Below are 21,996 nucleotides of genomic sequence, written 5' to 3'. Positions count from 1 at the left end.
GGCATTCGTCAATTGGCACCCTTAAGGTTGGATATTTTGAACTAGTATTGATTTTGTAATCATACTCCTTCACAAATAGTTTTTCTCTTAAAAAGTTGTAGGCAAGTATGATCAAGAATAAAATCAGTACAACCACCAAATCTTTTTAAATGAGAAAACTATTTTACAGAAATGCGGGAAAAGTGGTTCCATTAATTATTTTAATTTTAATAGGATGCCAAAAAGATGATTTTTTAGAGAACATTGAGAATCAAAACTCAAATAGTAGGAAAACGGAAAACCTTGAGAAAACAACATTATTAAAAAACCCATATGAGATACATACGTTTAGAAGAGCATATCAGAAGGTGTTGGATAGTTTGGAACAAGGTAATTTTAAGATTGGAAAGGGATTTGGAAAAGATAAATCAAGAAAAAGTAGGGATACAGCCAATATTCAGCCAAATTACGTATACGTGAGATTTAGCCCACAATCGGATAAACAGGAAAATAAACTTCGGGAGCACCGAAGCATAGTGTTCATTGACTACCCATTCGAATATGAAGATGGAGAACGTTATCATCAAGAAAATCCTTTAGGGGAAGGGGAGAGACTATCATACTATACAAGTTTACCAATAGACAGTAAATACCCAAGAAACATACCTCATACAATACTCCAAGAAATGTATCTTCCCGAGAAAGATGAAACCTTAAACGAAATCAAAACATCCAACAAACATACACGCCGGGGTTTTGTTGACAACGAAATCGATTTCATGAACCATGTTATAGAACAGGCTTACGCTGACACGAACAACAAGGGTTTGTTGCCTGAGCCTCCTTTGGATAACAAAGGCTGTGAAACCTGTTTTTTGGGAATCAATTTGAATGCTAAATGGCGTCCTAGCGGGAATGTGAAAATTTTTGATGATAATATGGGGACGTCTAGTTACACTGTACAGGAATGTACCACCTCTTATTCCTATGATTATTCACCTTGTTACAATGGGGATTATTCAAATTGTCCAAAGCTCACCGAAACAAAAACCTGCAAGAATGTTACCAAAACCAGAAATGGAAGCTATGTGCCCATAGATGGTGCCAATATATTAATTCGTGATACATGGACTTTGGATCGAGCCATTGCCGATGCGCAAGGAAACTTTAAACATAAGGAAGTGCGTGCAAAAGTCAGATATGTTATAAAATGGGACCGTTTTGAATTTAGTATTCGAGACAACTCAGGACTTACACAGGCAGAAGACCAAGGCCCAAAATTGTACAAGCAACCTTGGAATTTAAGGATAAATGGAGGTAGAATGAAGTATAGGGGACAAATATTCCAAGCAGCTATGCATTTTTACTATCATAATATAGGAGGATTGACTAGGCCACCTACCAATGGGTTTTGGAAAACACAAATCAAGATAGCAGCTGTGGAGACCAGTCAAGGCCCCTCATCCACAAAAATGCAATTAGGTCATGGTACCTTTGGAGTAATACCTCATATAAAAATAAAAAAGTACGGTGACCCTTCTGAACGCGTATATGGCACTACCATACACGAACTGGCCCATGCTGCCCATTGGCGGGTAGACCCAATTTCTTGGGATAATTTAGTCGAACAAGGCTATTTGTATAATTTTGGCAGTAACAATCCTGGTCCAGAAGGGGCAAGTGCGAGGAGACTTATGGAAAGTTGGGCCACTGGGGTGGAAATTTATCTTACCAATATGCGGTATAGGAGATTGGGACCAAATAGTTATAAATACCAAGGCAAAAACTTACAAGACCAAAAAATTGAAGATGGATATAAGTCTAAATTTTATACTACAACATTTTATGACATGTATGATTCTTATAATCAAAGAGAAGAATATGGGATTCTTTTCCCAATGGATAGAGCTTCAGGAGTGACATGGCCGAATATGGAAAAATCCTTAATCGGATCGACAAGATGGGAGGAATGTAGGGAAAAAAATATTGTCATTTCTGGCCGAGCATTACAAATTCGAGAATTGTTTAATAATTGGTAAACCTCTAATGATGGACTTAAAGAAAATAATGTTATATGTAATGGTACCAGTAGTTATAATTTCTTGCTGGCCAAAAGATCTTGAAGAAACAGGAATAATTGTGGTAAATAACGGACTCGACAATGATGTTCAAATGCGCTTTTTTAGAAATAGTATTCCCAGTGGGCCGGAAATTCTTTCTAAAACTGGAAAAGGGGAAATTTTTAGAGGGCAAGACACCTCCACTGTTGTAGTCATTAACCAAATTCTTCAGGCAGATTCCATTGTATTGACCTTTGATAATGAGCGTACTGAAACACATTTTTTATATACAACAGAGCCCAAAGGGCACAGTTTGTTTTTTAACGATTCATACATACATAACGGTAACATAAGCACCTACACTATCGATGCCAAAAACTATAATAATGCTACGCCTTGCGATGGGCCATGTAATTAACAGAGAATAAAATGAAAAGGCTAATTCTGGGAAATATAATTTGTGTTGCTTTTCTTGGCTGTACGCCTGAACAATCCACTGTATCGGAGTATCAAATTGAGAGCGGCCTTGATGTTCCCATTGTTTTACGGTTTTTTAGAAATGGTCTTCCAAGTGTTAACATGGCAACAGTGCACTTAAAGGGTATTGGAGATAAGATAAAAAGGTTTGGAGAAACACTAGGAACTAGCACATCTCCATTTGATGTTTTCGATGCAGACTCAATTTTAATTGTTTTTGATGAGAAAAGGTTTCAAGGGCATAATTTGTTTGAGCCCAAAGGATCTTCATTATTAAATCAATTGGATTACCAAAACTTGGGCAACGGGAAGTTTTTATATGTAATTGATGAGGAAAACTTTAGCGCTTCACTTGATTGTCAAGACATCTGTTATTGAGTGATATTGGACACTATCAAAACACTATCAAGGTTGTTTCTCTGTTTTCTATTTTCCTCCTGTTGGCCCAGAGAAATGGAGGAAACAATTAATCTAGTCATAAACAGTGATTTGGATAACCGTGTAGATATAAAGTTTTTTAGAAATGGTCTTTCAAGTGAGCGGAAGGCTATTTCCAAAACGGGTCCGGGAGAAGTTTTCAGGGATGGAGACACAGATATGGGAGTACAGATTCACGGAATTTTTCAAGCAGACTCCATAGAGTTGATTTTTGACAATGAACGGTTAGAAACCCACTATTTGTTCACCAATGAGCCCGCTGGTAATAGTTTGTTTGATTTTGATTCCTATCAAAGAGAAGGAGAAACCTATACCTACACGATCGATGCCAAAAACTATAACAATGCCAAGCCTTGCGATGGGTCTTGTAACTGATAGTTGGCGCAAAGGCGGCGCAAGAGTTTTGTATTTAATTCACCACAGTTCTTGGCACTAGATTATGCTCCACTAAATACTCCGCAATCTGCACCGCATTGGTTGCGGCCCCTTTGCGCAAGTTGTCTGCAACAATCCACATATTCAAGGTATTGGGTTGGGTCTCGTCCCGTCGGATGCGGCCCACAAAGACCTCGTCCCTTCCGTTGGCAAAAGCGGGCATGGGATAGGTGTTGGTTGCTGGGTTGTCCTGCACAACGATTCCTGGTGTTTCGCTGAGTAACTGGCGGACTTCCGCCAAGTCAAAATCGTTGTGGAACTCCACGTTTACGGATTCGGAGTGTCCACCAGCAGTTGGGATGCGAACTGCCGTAGCGGTAACCGAAAAAGTGCGGTCGTCCAATATTTTTTGTGGTTCTCGGGCGAGCTTCATCTCTTCTTTGGTGTAGCCGTTTTCCAAGAATACATCGCAATGCGGCAGGGCGTTGCGGTTGATGGGGTATGGGTAAGCCATTTCCCCTTCGATGCCTGCGGCTTCGTTTTCCATTTGTTGCACGGCTTTGACTCCTGTTCCTGAAACGGACTGATAGGTGGAGACCACCACGCGCTTCATTTGATATTTTTTGTGCAATGGGTCCAAGGCCAATACCATCTGAATAGTGGAACAATTGGGATTGGCGATGATCTTGTCATTGGCGGTGAGTGTATTGGCATTGATTTCGGGTACTACCAATTTTTTGGTGGGGTCCATACGCCAAGCCGAAGAATTATCGATAACGGTAGTTCCGACTTCGGCAAATTTTGGCGCCCATTCGAGCGATGTGTCTCCCCCTGCCGAGAAAATGGCGATATCGGGACGGGCGGCTACAGCATCTGCCAACCCGATTACAGTGTAATCTTCGTTCTTATACGTAAGTTTTTTGCCCACGGAACGCTCCGAGGCAACCAACAATAATTCTGAAATAGGGAAGCTGCGCTCTTCCAATACTTTCAACATAACCTCGCCTACCATTCCGGTGGCTCCAACGACTGCTACTTTCATCTAAAAATTATTTCTTGCCGCAAAGGTACTTTAGTCAGGGAGTTAAACAAGCTTTTTTCGCAGCAATCAATAAAAAATAACAAAATGTTACAAATAAAACAACCATCAACATGTTAGCGAAACACATTGATGGTTTTAAAGGTTACTGTGATGTAGCGGCGGTGCCAACACGGCACCAACTATTTTTATCCTTTCAGATGCAAAACATCCAATGATTGGTAATTCGTGGTCAGGTCGGGTGGATTCAAATTTTCATGGACCTGGTTTTTGGTCCAAGTACTTCTCGACTGCGCTCGAAGTGACATTGCATCATCATTGGTTATGAACCTTGAATTACTTTTTAAGTAAATCCCGGATTTCTGCCAACAACTCCTCTTGGGTTGGACCCTTTGGTGCTTCTGGAGCAGGCTCCTCTTTTTTCTTCATTTTGTTCACTCCTTTCACAATAAGGAACATCACGAAGGCCACGATGATAAAATCGATGACATTGGTAAGGAACGCACCGTAGAGCACGGCAATTTCCCCTACAATTTCCCCTGCATCATTGGGAGTTCCCTCGGTGATGACGTATTTCAAATCGTTGAAATCTGCGTTGAACAACAATCCTATCAAAGGAGATACGATACCTCCAGTGAATGACGATACCACTTCTTTGAAAGCGGCACCCATGACGAAACCTACGGCGATATCCACCAGGTTTCCTTTCATGGCAAATTCTTTAAATTCTTTTAAAAATCCCATTTTAATAGTTGAGTATTGGTTACTGACCAACAAATTAAGTAAAAAAGAAGTCTGTGCCCTTAGTTGTCCAGAAAAAAATTAACATTTCACAACCCTTTTCACGCGCTGGGATATGGCGGTGAGGATTTCATAGGAGATGGTGTTGGCACCAGCGGCAAAGGCTTCGGCAGATTTTTGCGGACCAAACACTATGACTTCGTCCCCTTCCTTGCAATCAATTCCGGTGACGTCTACCATGATCATGTCCATGCACACATTTCCCAAAATTGGCGCTTTTTTTCCATTAATGATGACAATACCTTTCCCTTTTCCGTATTGTCGACCAATACCATCGGCATGGCCCAAGGGCAAGGTGGCACTTTTTACTTTTTTATCGGCTTTAAAGGCACGGTTGTAGCCCACGGAATGGTTGGGCTCGATTTCATGGATTTGCGAAATAACGGTTTTTAGCGTAGCCACGGGCCTCAGGGAAGCGTCCACTTCGGCCTGATTGCCGTACCCATACAATCCAATTCCGCTGCGGACCATCTCGAACTGGGCCTCGGCATAATTGATGATACCGGAGGTGTTCAACATATGACGCATGGGAGCATAACCTAATTTTTCGCCCAAGGCCTTGCTCGATTTCTTAAATGAGCCGATCTGTTCCAAGCTGAACGCCCTTTCACTACCATCTTCGGAGGCGGCCAAGTGCGAAAAGGTGGAAACGATTTTAACGGATGCATTTCGTTTGACTTCTTCTGCAATAAAATCAACATCGACTTGTGAAAAACCCAAACGGTTGAGCCCTGTGTTGAACTTGATGTGAACGGGATAATCCTGTTGTTTCTGTGTTTCGGCAGCTTTGAGGAATTGGTTCAGGATACTTCTTGAATAAAGGCTCGGCTCCAAGCAATAGGCAATCAAATCATCAAAGTTTGCCGCCAAGGGGTGCAGCACCAATATAGGGAGCTTTACCCCGGCCTGCCGCAACAAAACCCCTTCACTTGCGTAGGCTACGGCAAGGTAATCGGCACCCAACTCTTCCAATTTTTGGGCAATGGCCACCATATCGCTCCCATAGGCAAAGGCCTTCACCACACCCAAAAACTTGGTTTCAGGTGCTATCTTGGAACGAAGGTATTTGTAATTGTGTTCCAAGGCCGAGAGGTCCAGGACCAAGGTAGTTTCCCCGACCTTATTCATTGGATTTTTCTTTTTTGGAATTTACCTCTTCGGATTTTACATCCATATCCTTTATTTTTTCTCGGAGCATAGCCTTGTAGAAAGCCCCGCGACTCAAGGGCTCATATTCTTCAGTTTCGCCCAATAGGACCAGATTATCGTTAAGGGATTTTCTAAAACTGTAGTTGGCCAAATTGCCCGTTCGAGTGCACACAGCGTGCACCTTGGTAACGTATTCGGCCGTTGCCATCAATGCGGGCATGGGTCCAAAAGGGTTCCCCTTAAAATCCATATCCAGTCCTGCGACTACCACCCGGATTCCACGGTTGGCCAAATCGTTACAAACGGTCACGATCTCATCGTCAAAAAATTGGGCTTCGTCTATGCCGATTACATCACAGTCATCGGCCAATAAGCGAATATTGGCTGCGGCGGGAACCGGAGTGGACCGGATTTCATTGGAGTCGTGGGAGACCACCATTTCTTCATGGTAGCGGGTATCTACAATGGGTTTGAAAATCTCCACTTTTTGCTTGGCAAATTGGGCCCGTCTTAGTCTACGGATAAGCTCTTCGGTCTTTCCGGAAAACATGGAACCGCAAATCACCTCAATCCATCCAAACTGTTCCTTAGGGTTGACTGTGTTTTCGAGAAACATACCGTATTTTTGAAAGAAATTGTTTGTTTTCCCGTTATATGGGAACCAGCACAAAGCTACTAAAAAATTGCACCCCTGTTTTCAATAAGATTTTAACCTTTTGTTGATAGGGTATTCGCAAAATCGTTATATTTTTATACTAAAGAGGAAAAGCTATGATACGGAAATTGAGGGAAGAGCTTATTAAATTGTCTACAGAAATCATTACGGCGCGAGAGGATACCGATCTTGCTGCACTCTATGATAAGTCAAGAAAGATATACGAGAAACTGGCCGTTCTCAAATTTATTGATGAGAAGTTGAACGATGTTGAGGTGGATGTCTCCCAAAACGTGATTGCCTCACGGTTCGAGAAAATGGCCAACGCCGTTTTGAGCGGTAATACATCGGTTCCCGAAAGTAATCCCCACCAAGATGATATCATTACAACTCCTTCGATGGATACCATTAGGGATATTGTGTCCGAAATGCCGTCCGATGAGGACTTGGAAAAGGTTTTTACCGAATTTGTGGCAAAGCCCAACTTGATGAAGAACGATATGGAAGAGGTGACTCCTCAGGACATCGGAAACACTTCTGCGACCCAGTCCATTCAACCAAAATCATTGAACGATAGGTTTGCCAAGGATTTTCAAGTGGGTCTAAACGACAAGCTTGCCTTTGTAAAGCACCTCTTCAATAATAACATGGAAGATTATACCCGTGTGCTTTCCCAGCTCAACACTATCGATACCGAGGAGCGCTCCATTGCCTTCATCAACAATATGGTGAAACCGGAGTACAATAATTGGGAGGGGAAGGAAGAGTATGAGGCCCGTTTCTTGGCGCTTATCGAAAGAAGGTTCGCATAAATCCATTTTTCAATTTTATTTTAATAGGAAGACCTTAACTTTGGTCCATGGGAAAGCTATATCTAGTGCCAACACCAATTGGCAATTTGGAGGACATGACACTTCGTGCCATCAAGGTGCTCAAGGAAGTAGATGTGGTTTTGGCGGAAGATACCCGCACCAGCGGCAAATTGCTCAAACATTTTGAAATCAACACACCCTTGCAGAGCCATCACATGCACAATGAGCACAAACAGCTGGATGGTTTGGTACAAAAAATGAAGGAGGGCTCAATCTACGCACTGATTTCCGATGCAGGTACCCCAGCTATTTCCGATCCTGGATTTTTGTTGACCCGCGCTTGTGTTGAAAACGATATTGAGGTAGAGTGTTTGCCTGGTCCAACGGCATTTGTTCCAGCGTTGGTTAATAGCGGATTGCCCAACGACCGATTTGTATTTGAAGGATTTCTGCCCATAAAAAAAGGCCGCCAGACCCGACTTTTGGAATTGGCCGAAGAAACCCGCACTATGGTTTTTTACGAATCGCCCCACAAGCTTATCAAAACCTTGACCCATTTTGCCGAGTACTTCGGAGAAGACAGGGCTATTTCTGTGTCCAGGGAATTGACCAAATTGTATGAAGAAACGGTTCGAGGCACCTTGGCAGAAGTTTTGGAGCATTTCAACAAGAAAGCGCCCAAAGGGGAATTCGTGATTGTGGTTGGGGGGAAGAAGTCTTAGTAAACAGTAGAAGCTCTTAGTCTGCTAAAGGTTTCTGGCTTCATGTTGAGGTAGGATGCCAGATATTTTTGGGGAATTACCTTTAATTCGTCCGGGCATCTTTGCATAAATGAAATGTATCGCTGTTCCGCGGTTAGGGTCAACAGTTCCACCTCTCGGGACAACCTACCAAACAGGACTTCCTGAAAAAAATGATGTCCCCACTGATAAAAGGAAGGATCGTTTTTGAACAGATCAAGATAATCGCTTTTTGAGATAGCCAAAAGTCTTGATGGCTTTAGGGCTTCCAAGAAAATTTTTGAAGGTTCTCCGCTCACAAAAGAGTCAAAAACTCCAGATGGGCTGCCTGTGTAAGAAAAGCCCAAAACTACCTTTTCGCCTTTTTCATTCAAGACATAAATAGCTTGTACGCCTTCGAGGACGAGGTAAAAATTCCGTTCAATGCTACCCGCTTCAGTGATTAAATCGTATTGCTTAAAAGATTTTGTGCACCAAAGTGACTTGAAGTGTTCCTCCTCTTTATCGGATATCCGAAGATTGAAAAAGAGGTTTTTTAAAAGCAAAAAGTCTTCATCACGCATGTTGCCCAAAATATATTTTTTCTAAAAATACTACATTGGGCAAAATCAGTAAGGGATTTAAGAACGGATTACTTTTCCACCTGTTTCAAAATTTCGCTGATCTGAACCATATGCCGTTCCAAATGGCAAATGAGAAACTCAAAACTTTCTGGTAGATAAAAATTGACAATGGGTCCGATTGCGGACGCAAACTTTATCTTCGTAACGTCCTTTCCCCTGCTAGTTACAATGGTTTCCTTTAAATGCCCGTACAATGCAAAGAATGAATCAATAATTTCATTTGCCTTTTTGTCATCCACATGTTCCGAATCGATTATGGGCTCAAAACGTTTTAGCGTCTTCATTTTCCATTTTCTGACGTTGTTTTTGGGCCTTTGCCCTTCAATCACAAATTTTTGCCAAGCCCTGCATTTAAATTTTTTCTGCTCCACATCAATACTGGATAAGTTGGGCAGTATTTCCTCAAACTTTGTTTGGTAATGTCCATAGGCGATGTTGAGGTGTAAAATCACCTCCAACACGCTCCAAGTTTTGGGATTGCCCCGTTTTTTGAGTTGAACCAAAGGTAAATCCCTCAGCTGTTCAACCGAATTGAAAATGGTATTTAATCGTTGGATTTGATTTTCAGGTGTTAATATCAGTTTTGCCATGATCGGTAGTTTTTGTTCATGGCAAATTTTGGACAATGGGAGGACTTAAATGTTGATACAGGTCAAGAAAAGCATTTCAATATTTGGAACCATCATGCTTGCCCTTTTCCCAACCCACTTCGCCCAAATATTTTTCGGCACTTTCCACAGCTCCTTCTTCAATGTTGGTTCCCATGGAATCGTTCCAGCGGTTGAGGTATCCAAAAAGAGAAATGACCCCCATCATTTCCACAATTTCGCCATCGTTCCAATGTTGGTGCAGTCGTTTTTTTATATCCGCATTCACCGTATTGGGCACTTGGGAAGCCGCCAAGGCAAAATCCAGAGCAGCCCTCTCCGCTTCCGAAAACGCGCTATGGGTTCGGTATTCCCAAATATTTTCCAATTGTTCCTGTTCGGCACCATAACGTTCCGCGGCCCTAATGGCATGGGCCTGGCAATACCGGCATCCTGTGGCGTTGCTGCTTACCCAAGCAATCATCCGTTTCAGGGCAGAAGTCACTCGGCCTTCATTGGCCATTACGGCTTTGTTCAAATTGATAAATGCCTTGGAAATGGCAGGCCTGTGCTGCATTGTCAAAACTGAATTGGGGCAAAACCCAAGGGTTTCGTTGAAAAATTCGGCCAGTTGCTTGGTTTCGATATCATGGTCGGGGGAAAGGGGGTCTACTAGGGCCATCGTTGAGATTATAAATTGTATTTTTGAAGTCTACAAGAAACAAAAATTAATCATCATGACAAATCACATCACCACCAAATGGTTAGGCGAAATGGCGTTTGAGAGCAACAATCCTTCTGGGCATACAGTACGCATGGATGCTGGAGCAGAAAGCGGAGGGTCGGGTGCCGGCTTGCGTCCAAAAGCGTTGATGTTGTCCTCGTTGGCAGGCTGCTCTGGCCTGGATGTCGCTTCGCTCATAAAAAAAATGAAACTGGAAGTAGATGATTTTAAAATAGAGACCATTGCCAATCTCACCGAAGAGCATCCAAAATATTATGATTCCGTAGTGATAGAGTATCATTTTACAGGTGCAAATTTAAACGAGGAAAAGCTTAAAAAGGCGGTGGACCTTTCCGTGGAAAAATATTGTGGAGTGATGGAAATGTTCAGAAAATTTGCCAAATTGGACATTAAGACTTTCTATCACAATAAATAGACTTTTGATAAAGCGTTAAGTTCAAATACAATACCCAAACTCAAATTCAGGTAAATCATTTATATTTATAGGGTCAACCTCAGAATCAAATAAAAAACTATGACTCAGAAAAAATTTGATTTAGAGGAAAGGTTTGTGGATTTGGCAGCTTGCATTGCTACTTTTTGCCATGACTTACCCAACGATTTTACCGGCCAATATTACGGAAACCAATTGCTTCGGTCCACTGGAAGCGCTGCGCTGAACTTTGGGGAAGCTCAAGGTACGACCACCGATAAAGACTTTGTGTACCGGGCTACTATCACATTTAGGGAATTGAAGGAGTCACGCGTAAACCTAAAAATTTTGAATAAAATAGATTATGGAAACAAATCCATAAGCTTAGGTTTGTTGGACGAAGTTGAGCAATTGATTAAAATCACAGCTACAGTAATCAAAAAGAAGAGATAACCGAAATTTGGGTTTGAGCTTAAATTTTGAACTTGAATTTGTATAGCTATGCGCTGGACCATAAAACCAAAACCTGAACAAAAATCCATTGACCAACTTTCCGAAGCATTGGGCGTTGATGATTTGGTTGCCCAATTGCTGCTGCAACGGGGGATAAGCGACTACGAGGAGGCGAAAGCGTTTTTCCGTCCAGAGTTGAGCCATTTGCATGACCCTTTTTTGATGAAGGACATGGACAAGGCTGTCCAACGGATTGAGCAGGCCATGTCAAAAGGCGAGAATATTTTGGTGTACGGTGATTACGATGTGGACGGCACGACTTCCGTAGCCTTAATGAGCTCCTTTTTGATGGAATCCTATCCAAACGTAGCGACCTATATTCCAGACCGCTATGGGGAAGGCTATGGTATTTCGTTCCAAGGAATCGATTTTGCAGCGGACAACGATATTGGTTTGATGATTGCCTTGGATTGTGGCATCAAGGCCATTGATCAAATAAAATATGCTAAGGAAAAGGGGATTGATGTGATAGTTTGCGATCACCACAGGCCTGGACCATCACTTCCTGATGCCGTTGCCGTGTTGGACCCCAAGCAGGAAGATTGCAAATATCCGTACAAGGAACTTTGTGGTTGTGGCGTAGGCTTTAAGTTGATTCAGGCTATTGCTTCCAAACAAGGAAAAACTATCGATGATTTAATTCCCTATCTGGATTTGGTGGCGACTGCCATTGCTGCGGATATTGTACCCATTACAGGAGAAAATCGGGTGCTGGCCCATTATGGATTACAGGTCATCAACAAAAATCCTCGAATAGGGATCAAAGCCCTGATCGACCAAACCAAAAAAAGAGAACTTACCATTACGGATGTGGTGTTCATCATTGCGCCTCGGATCAATGCCGCAGGGCGAATGAAACACGGTCAGCATGCTGTAAATCTCCTCGCCGAAACAGATTGGCCTACGGCAAAACAATTCGCATCAGAAATAGAACTTTTTAATACCGAGCGACGGAGTTTGGACCAAGAGATTACCCAAGAAGCTTTGATCCAAATTCAGGAAAACCAAGAAGAGGAAAAGTTCACTTCCGTGGTCTATAATGAGCATTGGCACAAGGGCGTAATCGGCATTGTGGCTTCACGATTAACAGAAACTTATTATAGACCTACTTTGGTTTTCACTAAAAGTGGGGACAAATTAGCTGCTTCGGCCCGTTCGGTCAAAGGATTTGATATTTACAATGCCCTCGAAGGCTGTTCCGATTGTTTGGAGCAGTTTGGCGGGCATATGTACGCTGCAGGCCTTACCTTGTTGGAAGAACAGTACGAAGCCTTCAAAAATCAGTTTGAAAAAGTGGTTTCGGAAACCATCGACCCCAAACTGCTCCAACCGGAAATAACGGTGGATGCAAAAATCCAAATGGATCAGATTACTCCGAAATTGATGCGAATCCTGAAACAATTTGCCCCCTTTGGCCCAGGTAACATGACCCCGATTTTTATAGCCGAAGGTTTAAAGGACACGGGTTATGCCCGTGGCGTGGGCGAGGACGAAAAGCACTTAAAATGTAGCGTATATCAGCCCGGTTACAATCCTATTGGTGCTATTGGGTTCAATTTGGGCGATAAATTGAATGTAGTAAAGCGAATAAAACCGTTTGATGCCGTATTTTCGTTGGATGAAAATGAATGGAACGGAACGGTGAGCCTTCAACTGAAACTTAGAGATATTCGCTAGCTATTTATGGACCCCTACGCAGCGCTCCGCTATAAGGAATTCAACATATTTTTGATTGTACGCTTTGCCATGGTATTTGCATGGTCCATGCAGTTCATTGTCATTGAGTGGCAAGTGTATTCATTGACCAAGGACCCACTTTCACTGGGGATTATTGGATTGATGGAAGTGATTCCCGCAGTGAGCATGGCACTTTTCGCTGGTCATATCGTGGACCAGAAAGAGAAACGGAATTTGCTGGTTACCTGTATTGCGGGGTTTTCCGTAATCAGTCTAGGACTATTTTTATTGAGTTGGCCCGGGCTTGAAGATGCCTGGGAATCCAAGACCATTTTATATTCCATTTACGCCTTGGTTTTCCTGGGCGGATTTGTGCGCTCGTTTTTAGGACCGACCATTTTTTCCTTGATCGCATTGATCGTTCCCAAAAAAATATATCCGAACGCAGCCACGTGGAGTAGTTCCACTTGGCAGTTGGCATCGGTTTTGGGTCCGGCCTTGGCCGGGTTTTCCATTAGTTGGATTGGAGTGCATTGGAGTATGTGCGTTATTTTTGGTTTCTCCTTGATAGCGTTGATTTTCTTGTTCCAAATCCCCAAAAAGCCCATTATGAACCCAAAACTTGGGGAACCCGTTTTCCAAAGTTTACGGGATGGACTCAAATTTGTTTTTGGCAATAAGGCGATATTTGGAGCGTTGACCTTGGATATGATCGCGGTGCTTTTCGGCGGAGCCGTTGCACTTTTGCCCATTTATGCGCAAGATATTTTGCATGTGGGCTCGGAAGGATTCGGAATTTTGAGGGCGGCTCCGGCCGTAGGCGCATCCATTACCATGTTGGGATCCACACGATTTCCGTTGCACAAAAATGCAGGTAAAAAATTGCTGTGGGCCGTATTTGCCTTTGGGGTCTGTATTATCGTGTTTGGACTGTCCGAGTTATTTTGGTTATCGGTGATTGCCTTATTCCTGAGTGGCGCTGTGGATGGCGTTTCCATGATCATAAGGCAAACCATTTTGCAATTAAAGACACCGGACAATATGCGGGGAAGAGTAGCATCGGTAAATTCCATGTTCGTGGGGTCCTCCAACGAGTTGGGCGCTTTTGAAAGTGGATTGGCGGCCAAATTGTTGGGAACGGTCACAGCGGTGGTCTTTGGTGGTTGCATGACAATTTTAACGGCGGGTACAACGGCAATCGTTTCGCCAACCTTTAGGCGATTGGACCTTCAAAAAGATATTGACGAGCACGAAAAGGAGGATTAAGTTTCAAAGGTAACGTGTGTTTGACATAAAGAATTTGTTAATCATTTGGTGATTAATAGATAGCGCTTAGTTGTCAGGTCGAGCGCAGTCGAGACCCTGTTTTTATGACTTCTCGACTGCGCTGGAAGTGACAGTCTACCTTAAGTCCAATATTTGACAGACTTCAATTTCTCGATTCAAACTTTTGTAAGCTTAATTTTTCGCCATCAAAAACAGCATAGGTAAAATAGGAAATCCAATCCCCAAGATTGGTGTAGGTCGATTTTTCGTTGAGCTGGATTTCCATGGGCAGATGTCGGTGACCAAAAATAAAATGGTCGTAATGTTGCTCTTCCAGCTTGCGCTTGGCATATAAAATGAGCCATTCTTTATCCTCTCCTAAGAATTTGGCATCCGCTTCGCCGGAAATTATTTTGTTGTTTACGGATAGATGCTGTCCTAAGCGAACGCCCAAATCGGGGTGAAGCCATTTAAAGAACCATTTGGCCACAGGATTGGTAAACACCTTTTTCATGCGTTTGAAGCCTTTGTCGTGCGGCCCCAATCCATCACCATGTCCAATAAAAAAGGAGGTATTGTTGATGAGGAATTGCTTCGGTTTATGGTAAACGGGAATGTTGAGTTCTTCTTCGAAATAACCGTTCATCCAAAGGTCATGGTTACCCACAAAATAGGTGATAGGAATGCCCATATCCGATAGTTCTGCCAGTTTTCCCAAGGTTCGCGTAAAGCCTTTGGGCACTACTGTTTTGTACTCGAACCAAAAGTCAAAAAGGTCGCCCATTAAAAAAATGGCACCAGCATCGTCCTTAATGGAGTCTAGCCAGGCCACAAATTTTTTCTCACGGGGCAAGCTGTCCGATCGGGTCGGGGCCCCGAGGTGGTTGTCGCTCGCGAAATAGACTTTTTTGCCTATAGGAAGTGAGATATTTTTCAAATTGATCTAAGGAAAAAGTTTGTAGATATCATTGCGTTTCACAAATCGGGATAATACGAAGGTATTATTTTCGTAGAAAAAACCTAGACGATAGGAACCTACCCGTATTCTAAAAGCATGGGGGTGCCCCGATAGCTTTTTAATCGATGTAAGTTCATCCAACGTTTTGGCTTCTTTCATTTGGAGAATGATTTGTTTCAATTTGTGCTTGGTCTTCCTGTCATTCAGCTTCCTTAAATCCTTTTCCAACGATTTAAGATATTTGATTTTCATTCATCCAATATTTTAAAGACATCGTCTTCGCTCACAAAATCTTCTTTGTCCGCTTGTTGCATCAAAAGTAATAGCCCAAGGTCTTCCTTTTCCGTTTCAGAAAGTCGATCAAAACGCTCAAGCTCTTTCTTTTTGACGTATTCCACAATGGCTTTTTCCATTAAAGCTTTCACACTCAAGTTTTCGAATGCAGAAAGGACCTTTAGTTTTACCACAAGGGATTTATCAACTTCTACCAACTTTTTTATCTGGTTTTCCATACAACTTGGTCTCTCAAATGCTACGCTGGCAAATATATAAAATATATATCGTATATATTATTTTTTATAACGACGGTTGCTTCTTATTCTGTTGAAGACATACACCACAATCACAAATAGTGCGAGTATGGGGAAAATCAAATCATTCATTTTGTAAATTTTTATTTCTTCTCTCGTTCAAAATCGTCATGCTGAACTTGATTCAGCATCTCACAACCTAATCTTTTAATGAGGTCCTGAAACTAGTTCAGGGTGATGCGTATTTTTAAAACTAGAGAGCATTCAACTACCTTTTGAACTTTTCCAATGCTTTTTTAGTATTCGGAGACAGTGCCAATCTTCCCGAAGCTTCTGCTCGTTCCAATAATAGGTCGTCCCAATGCTCCGTTCCTTCCCACAACACTTTTTTCATTTCGGCCAGTGCCTCGGGATTATAGGTTGCTAATTTTTGTAGGTGAATGTCTAGTTCCTTGTCCATGTCTGAAATGGAATCGTACACTTTGGCATAGAGCCCCTGTTCTTTGGCCCAATAAGCGTTTTTCCACTCGGTGGGATACAATGTGAGCTCTGCCAAAGCGGATTTCCCCATTTTGCGTTCCACGGCAGGTGCGATGACAAACGGACCGATTCCTATGGAAATCTCCGATAGTTTGATGGCAGCCTCCACGGTGGCATGTACATAATCGCAGGCCGAGGCCAATCCGACCCCACCACCAACGGTTTTCCCCTGTACCCGACCAATAATCGGTTTGGGACATTTGCGCATGGCATTGATGACATGGGCAAAGCCACTAAAGAACCGCTTGCCCTCTTGCAAGTTGGAAACGGCCACCAATTCATCAAAAGAGGCACCGGCACAGAAAGCGCGTTCTCCTTCGGATTTTAGCACAATAACGGAAACCTCATCATTCTCACCAAGCCTTTCAAATTCCTTGGCTAATCGTGCCAAAAGTTCGGAAACAAAAGAGTTACTAGCTGGGTGACCGAATTCGATGGTCGCTATCTTGTTTTCAATCTTGGTATATAAACTTCCGTTGGTTCTATCAGTGGACATTGTTTTCAATTAACAATTAACAATTATCAGTCATCAGTTATCAGTTATCAGTTATCAGTTATCTGAACTCTGAACTCTGAACTCTGAACTCTGAACTCTGAACTCTGAACTCTAATTGTGCTAAATTAAGGGTTTTGCACCAAGGGTCGGAACTTTCGCCTAAATTTCCAGACCAATGAGAATCCGCGAATCATCATCCAGACCACGAAGGCAATCCAGATGGCATAAAAACCAAGACCCAGGTACATGCCTAAATAAAGACAAGGGATAAATCCTAAAAAAGTAGCGGCCAAGAGTACATTGCGCAGATATTTCATTTCGCCCATGCCTTTGAATATTCCATCAAAAATAAAGGCCAACGTATTCATGGGCAATCCCAGGATTACGATATAAAAAATGCTGTAAAAGGTATTGAGCACAATTTCCTCATTGGAAAAAAGGTGGCCAATGGGCCGGTAAAAAATAAATCCGAGGCACATAAGGGCAAGGCTTACCACCATCCCGTATTTAAATATGGTCTTGGCCAACTTCCACAGCCCATCGTAATCGGCAGCGCCTAAAAGTTTTCCGCCCATACTGTTTCCGGCGGCGGCATAACCATCAATAAAAAAGGCGGCAAACAACCATAGGTTGACGGCGATGGTATGCGCTCCAATAAATCGGTCCCCCAAGGTGGTAGCTTCCCGCACGGCAAGCATGAGGGCTGCATTGAGTGCCAAGGTTCGTACAAAGAGGTTGAGACTCATAAAAATCAACCGTTTGATTTCCTTGTTCAGCGGGAAAGTCAGTTTCATGCTGATATCTGTCTTTTTTACCAACAGGATAAGGGACAAAATTGCCATGATGGCCTGTGCGATCAAGCTGGCCCATGCAGCTCCTTCCAAATACAAAGCAGGAATAAACCCTTCGATACCATAGACAAGGATAAAGTCCAAAATAATATTGAGCCCTGCTCCCAACATGGCTATAATCATGGGGTAGAAGGTGTTCTGCAGTCCGCGGAATATGCCAAAAACGGCAAAAGTGAATAGCGTGAGCGGGAACCCCCAAACCCGAATGGAATAGTAGGATACGCAATAGTCCAATATTTTTCCAGAGGCATTGAAGAGCGCAAAAATTTCTTCAATGACAAAAATGGTGGTGAGCAGCACTACGATGCTTAAGCAGATGTTGAGAAAGATGGCCTGTGCAGGCATATTTTTTACCTCGTCTAGCCTTCCAGCACCTAAATATTGCGATATGATGGCGGAAATGGAACTTCGTGTCTGGCCGAGCACCCAAATCAGCATGGACAAAAAGGAGCCTACAATGCCTGCGGCGGCCAATGATTCCAGTCCGTCCACTGGAATGTTGCCCACTATGGCCGTGTCCGTAATGGAAAGGATGGGTTCCGCAATCCCGGAAATAGTTGCGGGAATGGCCAATTGGTTGATGCTCTTGAAGTTTACCTGCGTGCTCAAATCGAGCGCAAGTTACAGCACTAATTCATAACAATGAAAAGGATGCTCGCTTTGTTTGGGAAAGTAGATATCGCCCAGTTTTTGATAGCCCCTTTGCTCGTAAAAACGCTGGTTTCTTTTGTTTTGGGAGAAAGTGTCCAATCGAATCGAGACAAACCCGTGTTCTCTGGCATGATTTTCTGCAAAATCCATCATTTTTTGAGCCAGGCCCTTCCCTTGGAGGTCAGGATGAACGGAAAGGCGATGAATGTAAGTGCTATTGCCGTTCGGGGTCAACCATTCAATGGGCTCGTATTCTTCATCCATTAAGGTGGATATGACAATGGTGCCCTGAACGATGTTGTTTTCTTCGATCACGAAAAGTTCTTCACGATCAATGTCTTTAAGAAAAGCTTCTTTGGAAGGGTAATGCTCGTTCCATTGAAAAATTCCGTTCTCCTGCATTTTTTGGGCACAGGCTCGGGTTATGGTCAAGATATCGGGGATTTCGGATATCTTTGCGCGTCTTATCATTGATTCGTTTCAATTAAATTGTAAATTTAAGGTTTAATCGTAATCACCAAACCATGAACAATATACTTGTACCCATTGGAACTTCTCCTGATTCACATCAAACCCTGCAATATGCGGTTGACTTTGCTTCCGAATTCGGAGCCAAGGTCTATGTGATGGATGTGTTCACCGTGACTACTGCGGTGGGCAGCTTGGCCAATGTGGAAGAAAAAGTGGCAAAAAGCAGCAAGGAACATTTAAAGGAGGTCATCGACAAAGTTGATACCAAGGGAATCGAAATCAAAATGGCCACGTACAATGGCGATATTATTGACGGTTTGAAGAGTATACACAAGGAACTGGGCATCGATTTGATCATTATCGCCCCAAAAAGCAACGACATTCAAGAGGAGCTTTATTTGGGCAACACTTCGGGCCGGATCATCAAACAAACCGAGATTCCGACATTGATTGTTCCTAAAGGAACCACTTTTAAGCCTGCAAAAAAGATATTGACCGCATTTGGGTCTGGAATCTTGAAGCGAAGCAGTATTTTGAATCCATTGATCATCATAAAAAACAAGTTCAGGTCGGAAGTGAGCCTGTTGCTGGTAAAACGGCCAGGATACACCGAGGACGACTTAAAAGTGAATACCGCTCTGATGGATTTAAGCTCCCAGTTGACCATCACCGAAAATGGAACTACGTACTTGGGCGTAACGGAATACTTCCAGAAAGAGCAGCCCGATATATTATGCGTTTTCCGAAGAAAGCGAGGTTTCTTTAAAAAGCTTTGGGAAAAGAACACGATTCCCAAGTCGGAGTTCTTTGTGAAGATACCTGTATTGGTCCTAAGCGTTAAAAAAGATTAAGGAAGTAGCGCAAATTTTGATACTTTCAGAAAAAAGTAGTTATTTTGCGCTCTCTTTGGGGGATTAGCTCAGTTGGCTAGAGCGCTTGCCTGGCAGGCAAGAGGCCACCGGTTCGAATCCGGTATTCTCCACCAAAAATGTAAAAGCACCTCACAAACGGGGTGCTTTTTTTATGGAGTATTTTGTCTACATCGTTTATAGTAAAGCTTTGGACCGTTATTACGTGGGCCACAGTCAAGATTTGGATGATAGGATGAACCGCCATAATAGTGGCAGGTCCAAATACACTAAAATTGCAAGGGATTGGGAGGTAAAGAATACAGAAAGGTTTTCTGCTAGGAGTGAAGCCATTGGGCGTGAAAGGGATATTAAAAGGAAGAAAAGCAGGAAATACATTGAGAATCTAGTAGGGAAAGATGTTGGCTAAAGCGTTCCGAAGGCGTTCGGAAAGGCCACAGATTCTCCCGATAGCTATCGGGACGGTATTCTCCACCAGTTTTAATAGGACTTCAAGAGTTTATGATTTTTGAAGCTTTTTTTTATTTGCACATAATTTGCACGTAAAATCAGATCAAATTTGCCTTTTGATTATTTGTTGCAAATTGGACTATTTCGATGCTCTTTCACATATTTCAGAATATTTTGAAAAAGAGATATACCCATTAGACACCTTTAATCATCTTTTCCTTATATCAACTAGATTCCCAGTCAAAGTAAATTTTGCCAACCAATCTTAACCGTTATTGTACACATAACCCAATTCTCAAAAAAAATAAATTTCACAACTATTAGGGCGCGATTCACAACAAAAACAGTTGATTTTATATCATCAGGGTAGGGAACTCGTTGGTATGATTGTTTATCGTTTGGAAACTATAAAACAATAATTATTAATTGATCAAAAGTAAAGTATGAAAACCTCAAATCTATTCAAATCCTTAATAGCTGGAGTAATGGTCCTTACCGTCATTGCCTGTAGTAAAGATGATGACCCTTTTGCGAGTGTAACGGTCAATGGAACAACATTAAGAACAAGCCCCTCCGACTTTACGGTTGGTGACCGGTCCGATTTCAATGGTGACATCAATGCAAGTTTTACTGGCAACGGTGGTTCTACCACCCGTATATTCAGCTGGAACAACAACCTCAGTACAGCGGATTATAATGCCGATATCACTTCGACCACGGAAGGTACCTTCAATATGGTCGTAACAGATGCAGATGCAAATATCGTGTTGAATAGATCATTGAACGGTGCGGTTGAGCCCGATTCTTTCTCTGGAGTAACCGATGCAGGTACTTCTGGAATATGGACTGTGACTATTACCGTGGAGTCTTTTAGTGGTGATGGCAGTTTTTCTTTGAGCGAAGGAAACTAGTCTCTTGCTTGTAAATACATAAAAGCACCTCATAAACGGGGTGCTTTTTTTATAATTTTTCTTTAATCCCTTTTCGCCAATAGTAAATTCCAAAAACACAGGTAACAATGGCAAACATAATTCCGTTTTCGCCAAGCCAATGTTCGGTTCCTTCAATTTTCATTGTGAGAGGTGGCATGATCTTTTGAATATACACATTGCTTACCGCGTGAAATAGTACTGCTGGCCATAGACTTTTAGATTTAAAAGTGTAGTAGGCCATAATAAAGGACATAGAAATAATCACGATAAAGAAGGTTATAAATTCCAATAGTACATTATTGCTATAGTAAACGAGCAGCGGCCAATGCCAAGCAGCCCATACAACACCACTGCATATGGATACACCGGTAAAGGAAAGCACCTTTCTTAATTCATGAATAAAAAATCCCCTCCATCCAATTTCTTCTCCTAAAGTTGTTGCTGAAGCTCTTATTACTTCTACTGTTCCCAATAAGATAATAGCTATGATAGTTATCGAGGTTGGATTCAAAGTTCCTATTCCAAATAATCCCAATTCTGCCCCCCATTCTGTAATTGCTTCTTTGTTGGCTAAATTCCCTAATCCGAAAATCCAGATTAAAACATAGGTGATCACGCCGTATGAGGCAGGAATTAAATAAGATAACCGGATATATTTCCAATCACCCCAATTCCAATGTAGCGATGAAATTTTACGACCTTTTATTTTTAGTGTGATATAAGCGGCTATTGCAGGACACCACATAATAGCTCCAGCATATATTCGTGAAGGATACAATTTTACTATTGCATAATGAAAGGGTGAAGTAAGCGCAACGACAAGTGCAAGGAATATAAAGATGGTTTTCCAAGCTTCCGTACGTTCTAATGAATTTTTAAGCATTTTGTTTTAAGACTGAT

General features: G+C 42.3%; 27 protein-coding genes and 1 tRNA gene. 14 read left to right on the top strand and 14 right to left on the bottom strand.

Translation table 11 applies throughout. The annotated features are described in order from the left end of the window. Nucleotides 1–149 precede the first annotated feature (149 nt). The 4 genes from EO130_RS04280 to EO130_RS04265 all read left to right on the top strand — a co-directional run bounded on the left by EO130_RS04280 (nt 150) and on the right by EO130_RS04265 (nt 3,329). On the top strand, nt 150–2,018 hold the full coding sequence (locus tag EO130_RS04280; protein ID WP_127140290.1) for a hypothetical protein: 1,869 nt from the start codon (nt 150–152) through the stop codon (nt 2,016–2,018). 7 nt (nt 2,019–2,025) lie between these two features. Continuing rightward, nucleotides 2,026–2,457 carry a hypothetical protein gene (locus tag EO130_RS04275; RefSeq protein ID WP_127140289.1) on the top strand — a complete coding sequence of 144 codons (432 nt, stop codon included), beginning with the start codon at nt 2,026–2,028 and terminating at the stop codon, nt 2,455–2,457. Nucleotides 2,458–2,468: 11 nt separating this feature from the next. Next, nucleotides 2,469–2,894 (top strand): hypothetical protein, encoded by a 426-nt coding sequence (locus EO130_RS04270; RefSeq protein WP_127140288.1) that lies wholly within the window; start codon nt 2,469–2,471, stop codon nt 2,892–2,894. Between the two features lie 75 nt (nt 2,895–2,969). Continuing rightward, the gene (locus EO130_RS04265; protein ID WP_127140287.1) at nt 2,970–3,329 is read left to right on the top strand and encodes a hypothetical protein; all 360 of its coding nucleotides are present in this window, start codon (nt 2,970–2,972) and stop codon (nt 3,327–3,329) included. 34 nt (nt 3,330–3,363) lie between these two features. Here EO130_RS04265 and EO130_RS04260 read toward each other — a convergent pair whose 3' ends face one another. From EO130_RS04260 to EO130_RS04245, 4 genes are all read right to left on the bottom strand, one after another. After that, complete coding sequence (locus tag EO130_RS04260) at nt 3,364–4,371, bottom strand: aspartate-semialdehyde dehydrogenase (protein WP_127140286.1); 1,008 nt, start codon at nt 4,369–4,371, stop codon at nt 3,364–3,366. A 333-nt stretch (nt 4,372–4,704) separates the two neighbouring features. Next, nucleotides 4,705–5,112: a large-conductance mechanosensitive channel protein MscL gene (gene mscL, locus EO130_RS04255; protein ID WP_127140285.1), complete on the bottom strand. Its 408-nt coding sequence runs from the start codon at nt 5,110–5,112 to the stop codon at nt 4,705–4,707. Nucleotides 5,113–5,190: 78 nt separating this feature from the next. After that, nucleotides 5,191–6,297 carry an alanine racemase gene (alr, locus tag EO130_RS04250; protein ID WP_127140284.1) on the bottom strand — a complete coding sequence of 369 codons (1,107 nt, stop codon included), beginning with the start codon at nt 6,295–6,297 and terminating at the stop codon, nt 5,191–5,193. After that, complete coding sequence (locus tag EO130_RS04245; protein ID WP_127140283.1) at nt 6,290–6,934, bottom strand: thymidine kinase; 645 nt, start codon at nt 6,932–6,934, stop codon at nt 6,290–6,292. Before EO130_RS04245 ends, alr begins: the two co-directional genes overlap by 8 nt. Before the next feature lie 155 nt (nt 6,935–7,089). On the opposite strand from EO130_RS04245, the gene EO130_RS04240 reads away from it, so the two are divergent. Next, complete coding sequence (locus tag EO130_RS04240) at nt 7,090–7,785, top strand: hypothetical protein (protein ID WP_127140282.1); 696 nt, start codon at nt 7,090–7,092, stop codon at nt 7,783–7,785. A gap of 47 nt (nt 7,786–7,832) precedes the next feature. Then, nucleotides 7,833–8,507, top strand: coding sequence for a 16S rRNA (cytidine(1402)-2'-O)-methyltransferase (gene rsmI, locus EO130_RS04235; protein WP_127140281.1), 675 nt, complete (start codon nt 7,833–7,835; stop codon nt 8,505–8,507). Here the strand turns inward: rsmI and EO130_RS04230 are convergent. From EO130_RS04230 to EO130_RS04220, 3 genes are all read right to left on the bottom strand, one after another. Beyond that, nucleotides 8,504–9,088: a Crp/Fnr family transcriptional regulator gene (locus EO130_RS04230; RefSeq protein ID WP_127140280.1), complete on the bottom strand. Its 585-nt coding sequence runs from the start codon at nt 9,086–9,088 to the stop codon at nt 8,504–8,506. The genes rsmI and EO130_RS04230 overlap by 4 nt on opposite strands. Before the next feature lie 68 nt (nt 9,089–9,156). Further along, nucleotides 9,157–9,738: a hypothetical protein gene (locus tag EO130_RS04225; RefSeq protein ID WP_127140279.1), complete on the bottom strand. Its 582-nt coding sequence runs from the start codon at nt 9,736–9,738 to the stop codon at nt 9,157–9,159. 76 nt (nt 9,739–9,814) lie between these two features. After that, nucleotides 9,815–10,417 (bottom strand): carboxymuconolactone decarboxylase family protein, encoded by a 603-nt coding sequence (locus tag EO130_RS04220; RefSeq protein ID WP_127140278.1) that lies wholly within the window; start codon nt 10,415–10,417, stop codon nt 9,815–9,817. Between the two features lie 55 nt (nt 10,418–10,472). Between EO130_RS04220 and EO130_RS04215 the strand changes: the two genes are divergently transcribed. From EO130_RS04215 to EO130_RS04200, 4 genes are all read left to right on the top strand, one after another. After that, on the top strand, nt 10,473–10,895 hold the full coding sequence (locus EO130_RS04215; RefSeq protein ID WP_127140277.1) for an OsmC family protein: 423 nt from the start codon (nt 10,473–10,475) through the stop codon (nt 10,893–10,895). A 99-nt stretch (nt 10,896–10,994) separates the two neighbouring features. Continuing rightward, nucleotides 10,995–11,345, top strand: a complete 351-nt coding sequence (locus EO130_RS04210) for a four helix bundle protein (RefSeq protein WP_127140276.1) — start codon at nt 10,995–10,997, stop codon at nt 11,343–11,345. Nucleotides 11,346–11,393: 48 nt separating this feature from the next. Continuing rightward, on the top strand, nt 11,394–13,082 hold the full coding sequence (recJ, locus tag EO130_RS04205) for a single-stranded-DNA-specific exonuclease RecJ (protein ID WP_127140275.1): 1,689 nt from the start codon (nt 11,394–11,396) through the stop codon (nt 13,080–13,082). 6 nt (nt 13,083–13,088) lie between these two features. Then, on the top strand, nt 13,089–14,348 hold the full coding sequence (locus tag EO130_RS04200) for an MFS transporter (RefSeq protein WP_127140274.1): 1,260 nt from the start codon (nt 13,089–13,091) through the stop codon (nt 14,346–14,348). A 163-nt stretch (nt 14,349–14,511) separates the two neighbouring features. On the opposite strand, the gene EO130_RS04195 is transcribed toward EO130_RS04200, so the two are convergent. The 6 genes from EO130_RS04195 to EO130_RS04170 all read right to left on the bottom strand — a co-directional run bounded on the left by EO130_RS04195 (nt 14,512) and on the right by EO130_RS04170 (nt 18,845). After that, a complete protein-coding gene (locus tag EO130_RS04195; RefSeq protein WP_127140273.1) occupies nt 14,512–15,285 on the bottom strand; it encodes a UDP-2,3-diacylglucosamine diphosphatase in 774 nt (257 codons plus the stop codon). A gap of 6 nt (nt 15,286–15,291) precedes the next feature. Further along, on the bottom strand, nt 15,292–15,558 hold the full coding sequence (locus EO130_RS04190; RefSeq protein WP_127140272.1) for a type II toxin-antitoxin system RelE family toxin: 267 nt from the start codon (nt 15,556–15,558) through the stop codon (nt 15,292–15,294). Beyond that, a complete protein-coding gene (locus EO130_RS04185; RefSeq protein WP_127140271.1) occupies nt 15,555–15,818 on the bottom strand; it encodes a hypothetical protein in 264 nt (87 codons plus the stop codon). Before EO130_RS04185 ends, EO130_RS04190 begins: the two co-directional genes overlap by 4 nt. Before the next feature lie 286 nt (nt 15,819–16,104). Next, nucleotides 16,105–16,872, bottom strand: coding sequence for an enoyl-CoA hydratase/isomerase family protein (locus EO130_RS04180; RefSeq protein WP_127140270.1), 768 nt, complete (start codon nt 16,870–16,872; stop codon nt 16,105–16,107). Nucleotides 16,873–16,997: 125 nt separating this feature from the next. After that, nucleotides 16,998–18,332 carry an MATE family efflux transporter gene (locus tag EO130_RS04175; protein ID WP_127140269.1) on the bottom strand — a complete coding sequence of 445 codons (1,335 nt, stop codon included), beginning with the start codon at nt 18,330–18,332 and terminating at the stop codon, nt 16,998–17,000. Between the two features lie 12 nt (nt 18,333–18,344). Beyond that, nucleotides 18,345–18,845 (bottom strand): GNAT family N-acetyltransferase, encoded by a 501-nt coding sequence (locus EO130_RS04170; protein WP_127140268.1) that lies wholly within the window; start codon nt 18,843–18,845, stop codon nt 18,345–18,347. Nucleotides 18,846–18,898: 53 nt separating this feature from the next. Here EO130_RS04170 and EO130_RS04165 point away from each other — a divergent pair, with 53 nt between their 5' ends. The 4 genes from EO130_RS04165 to EO130_RS04150 all read left to right on the top strand — a co-directional run bounded on the left by EO130_RS04165 (nt 18,899) and on the right by EO130_RS04150 (nt 21,075). Then, nucleotides 18,899–19,696: a universal stress protein gene (locus EO130_RS04165; RefSeq protein ID WP_127140267.1), complete on the top strand. Its 798-nt coding sequence runs from the start codon at nt 18,899–18,901 to the stop codon at nt 19,694–19,696. Nucleotides 19,697–19,753: 57 nt separating this feature from the next. Continuing rightward, nucleotides 19,754–19,830, top strand: a tRNA-Ala gene (locus EO130_RS04160). 38 nt (nt 19,831–19,868) lie between these two features. Continuing rightward, nucleotides 19,869–20,123: a GIY-YIG nuclease family protein gene (locus EO130_RS04155; RefSeq protein ID WP_127140266.1), complete on the top strand. Its 255-nt coding sequence runs from the start codon at nt 19,869–19,871 to the stop codon at nt 20,121–20,123. Between the two features lie 484 nt (nt 20,124–20,607). Continuing rightward, nucleotides 20,608–21,075 carry a hypothetical protein gene (locus tag EO130_RS04150; protein ID WP_127140265.1) on the top strand — a complete coding sequence of 156 codons (468 nt, stop codon included), beginning with the start codon at nt 20,608–20,610 and terminating at the stop codon, nt 21,073–21,075. Nucleotides 21,076–21,124: 49 nt separating this feature from the next. Here EO130_RS04150 and EO130_RS04145 read toward each other — a convergent pair whose 3' ends face one another. Beyond that, nucleotides 21,125–21,979 (bottom strand): CPBP family intramembrane glutamic endopeptidase, encoded by an 855-nt coding sequence (locus EO130_RS04145; RefSeq protein ID WP_127140264.1) that lies wholly within the window; start codon nt 21,977–21,979, stop codon nt 21,125–21,127. Nucleotides 21,980–21,996: the final 17 nt, after the last annotated feature.

The sequence above is a fragment of the Flagellimonas marinaquae genome, assembly GCF_003992675.1.
Classification (GTDB): domain Bacteria; phylum Bacteroidota; class Bacteroidia; order Flavobacteriales; family Flavobacteriaceae; genus Flagellimonas; species Flagellimonas marinaquae.
The sequence above is the reverse complement of the archived record's forward strand: the minus strand, read 5'-3'. Positions and strand labels throughout refer to the sequence as shown.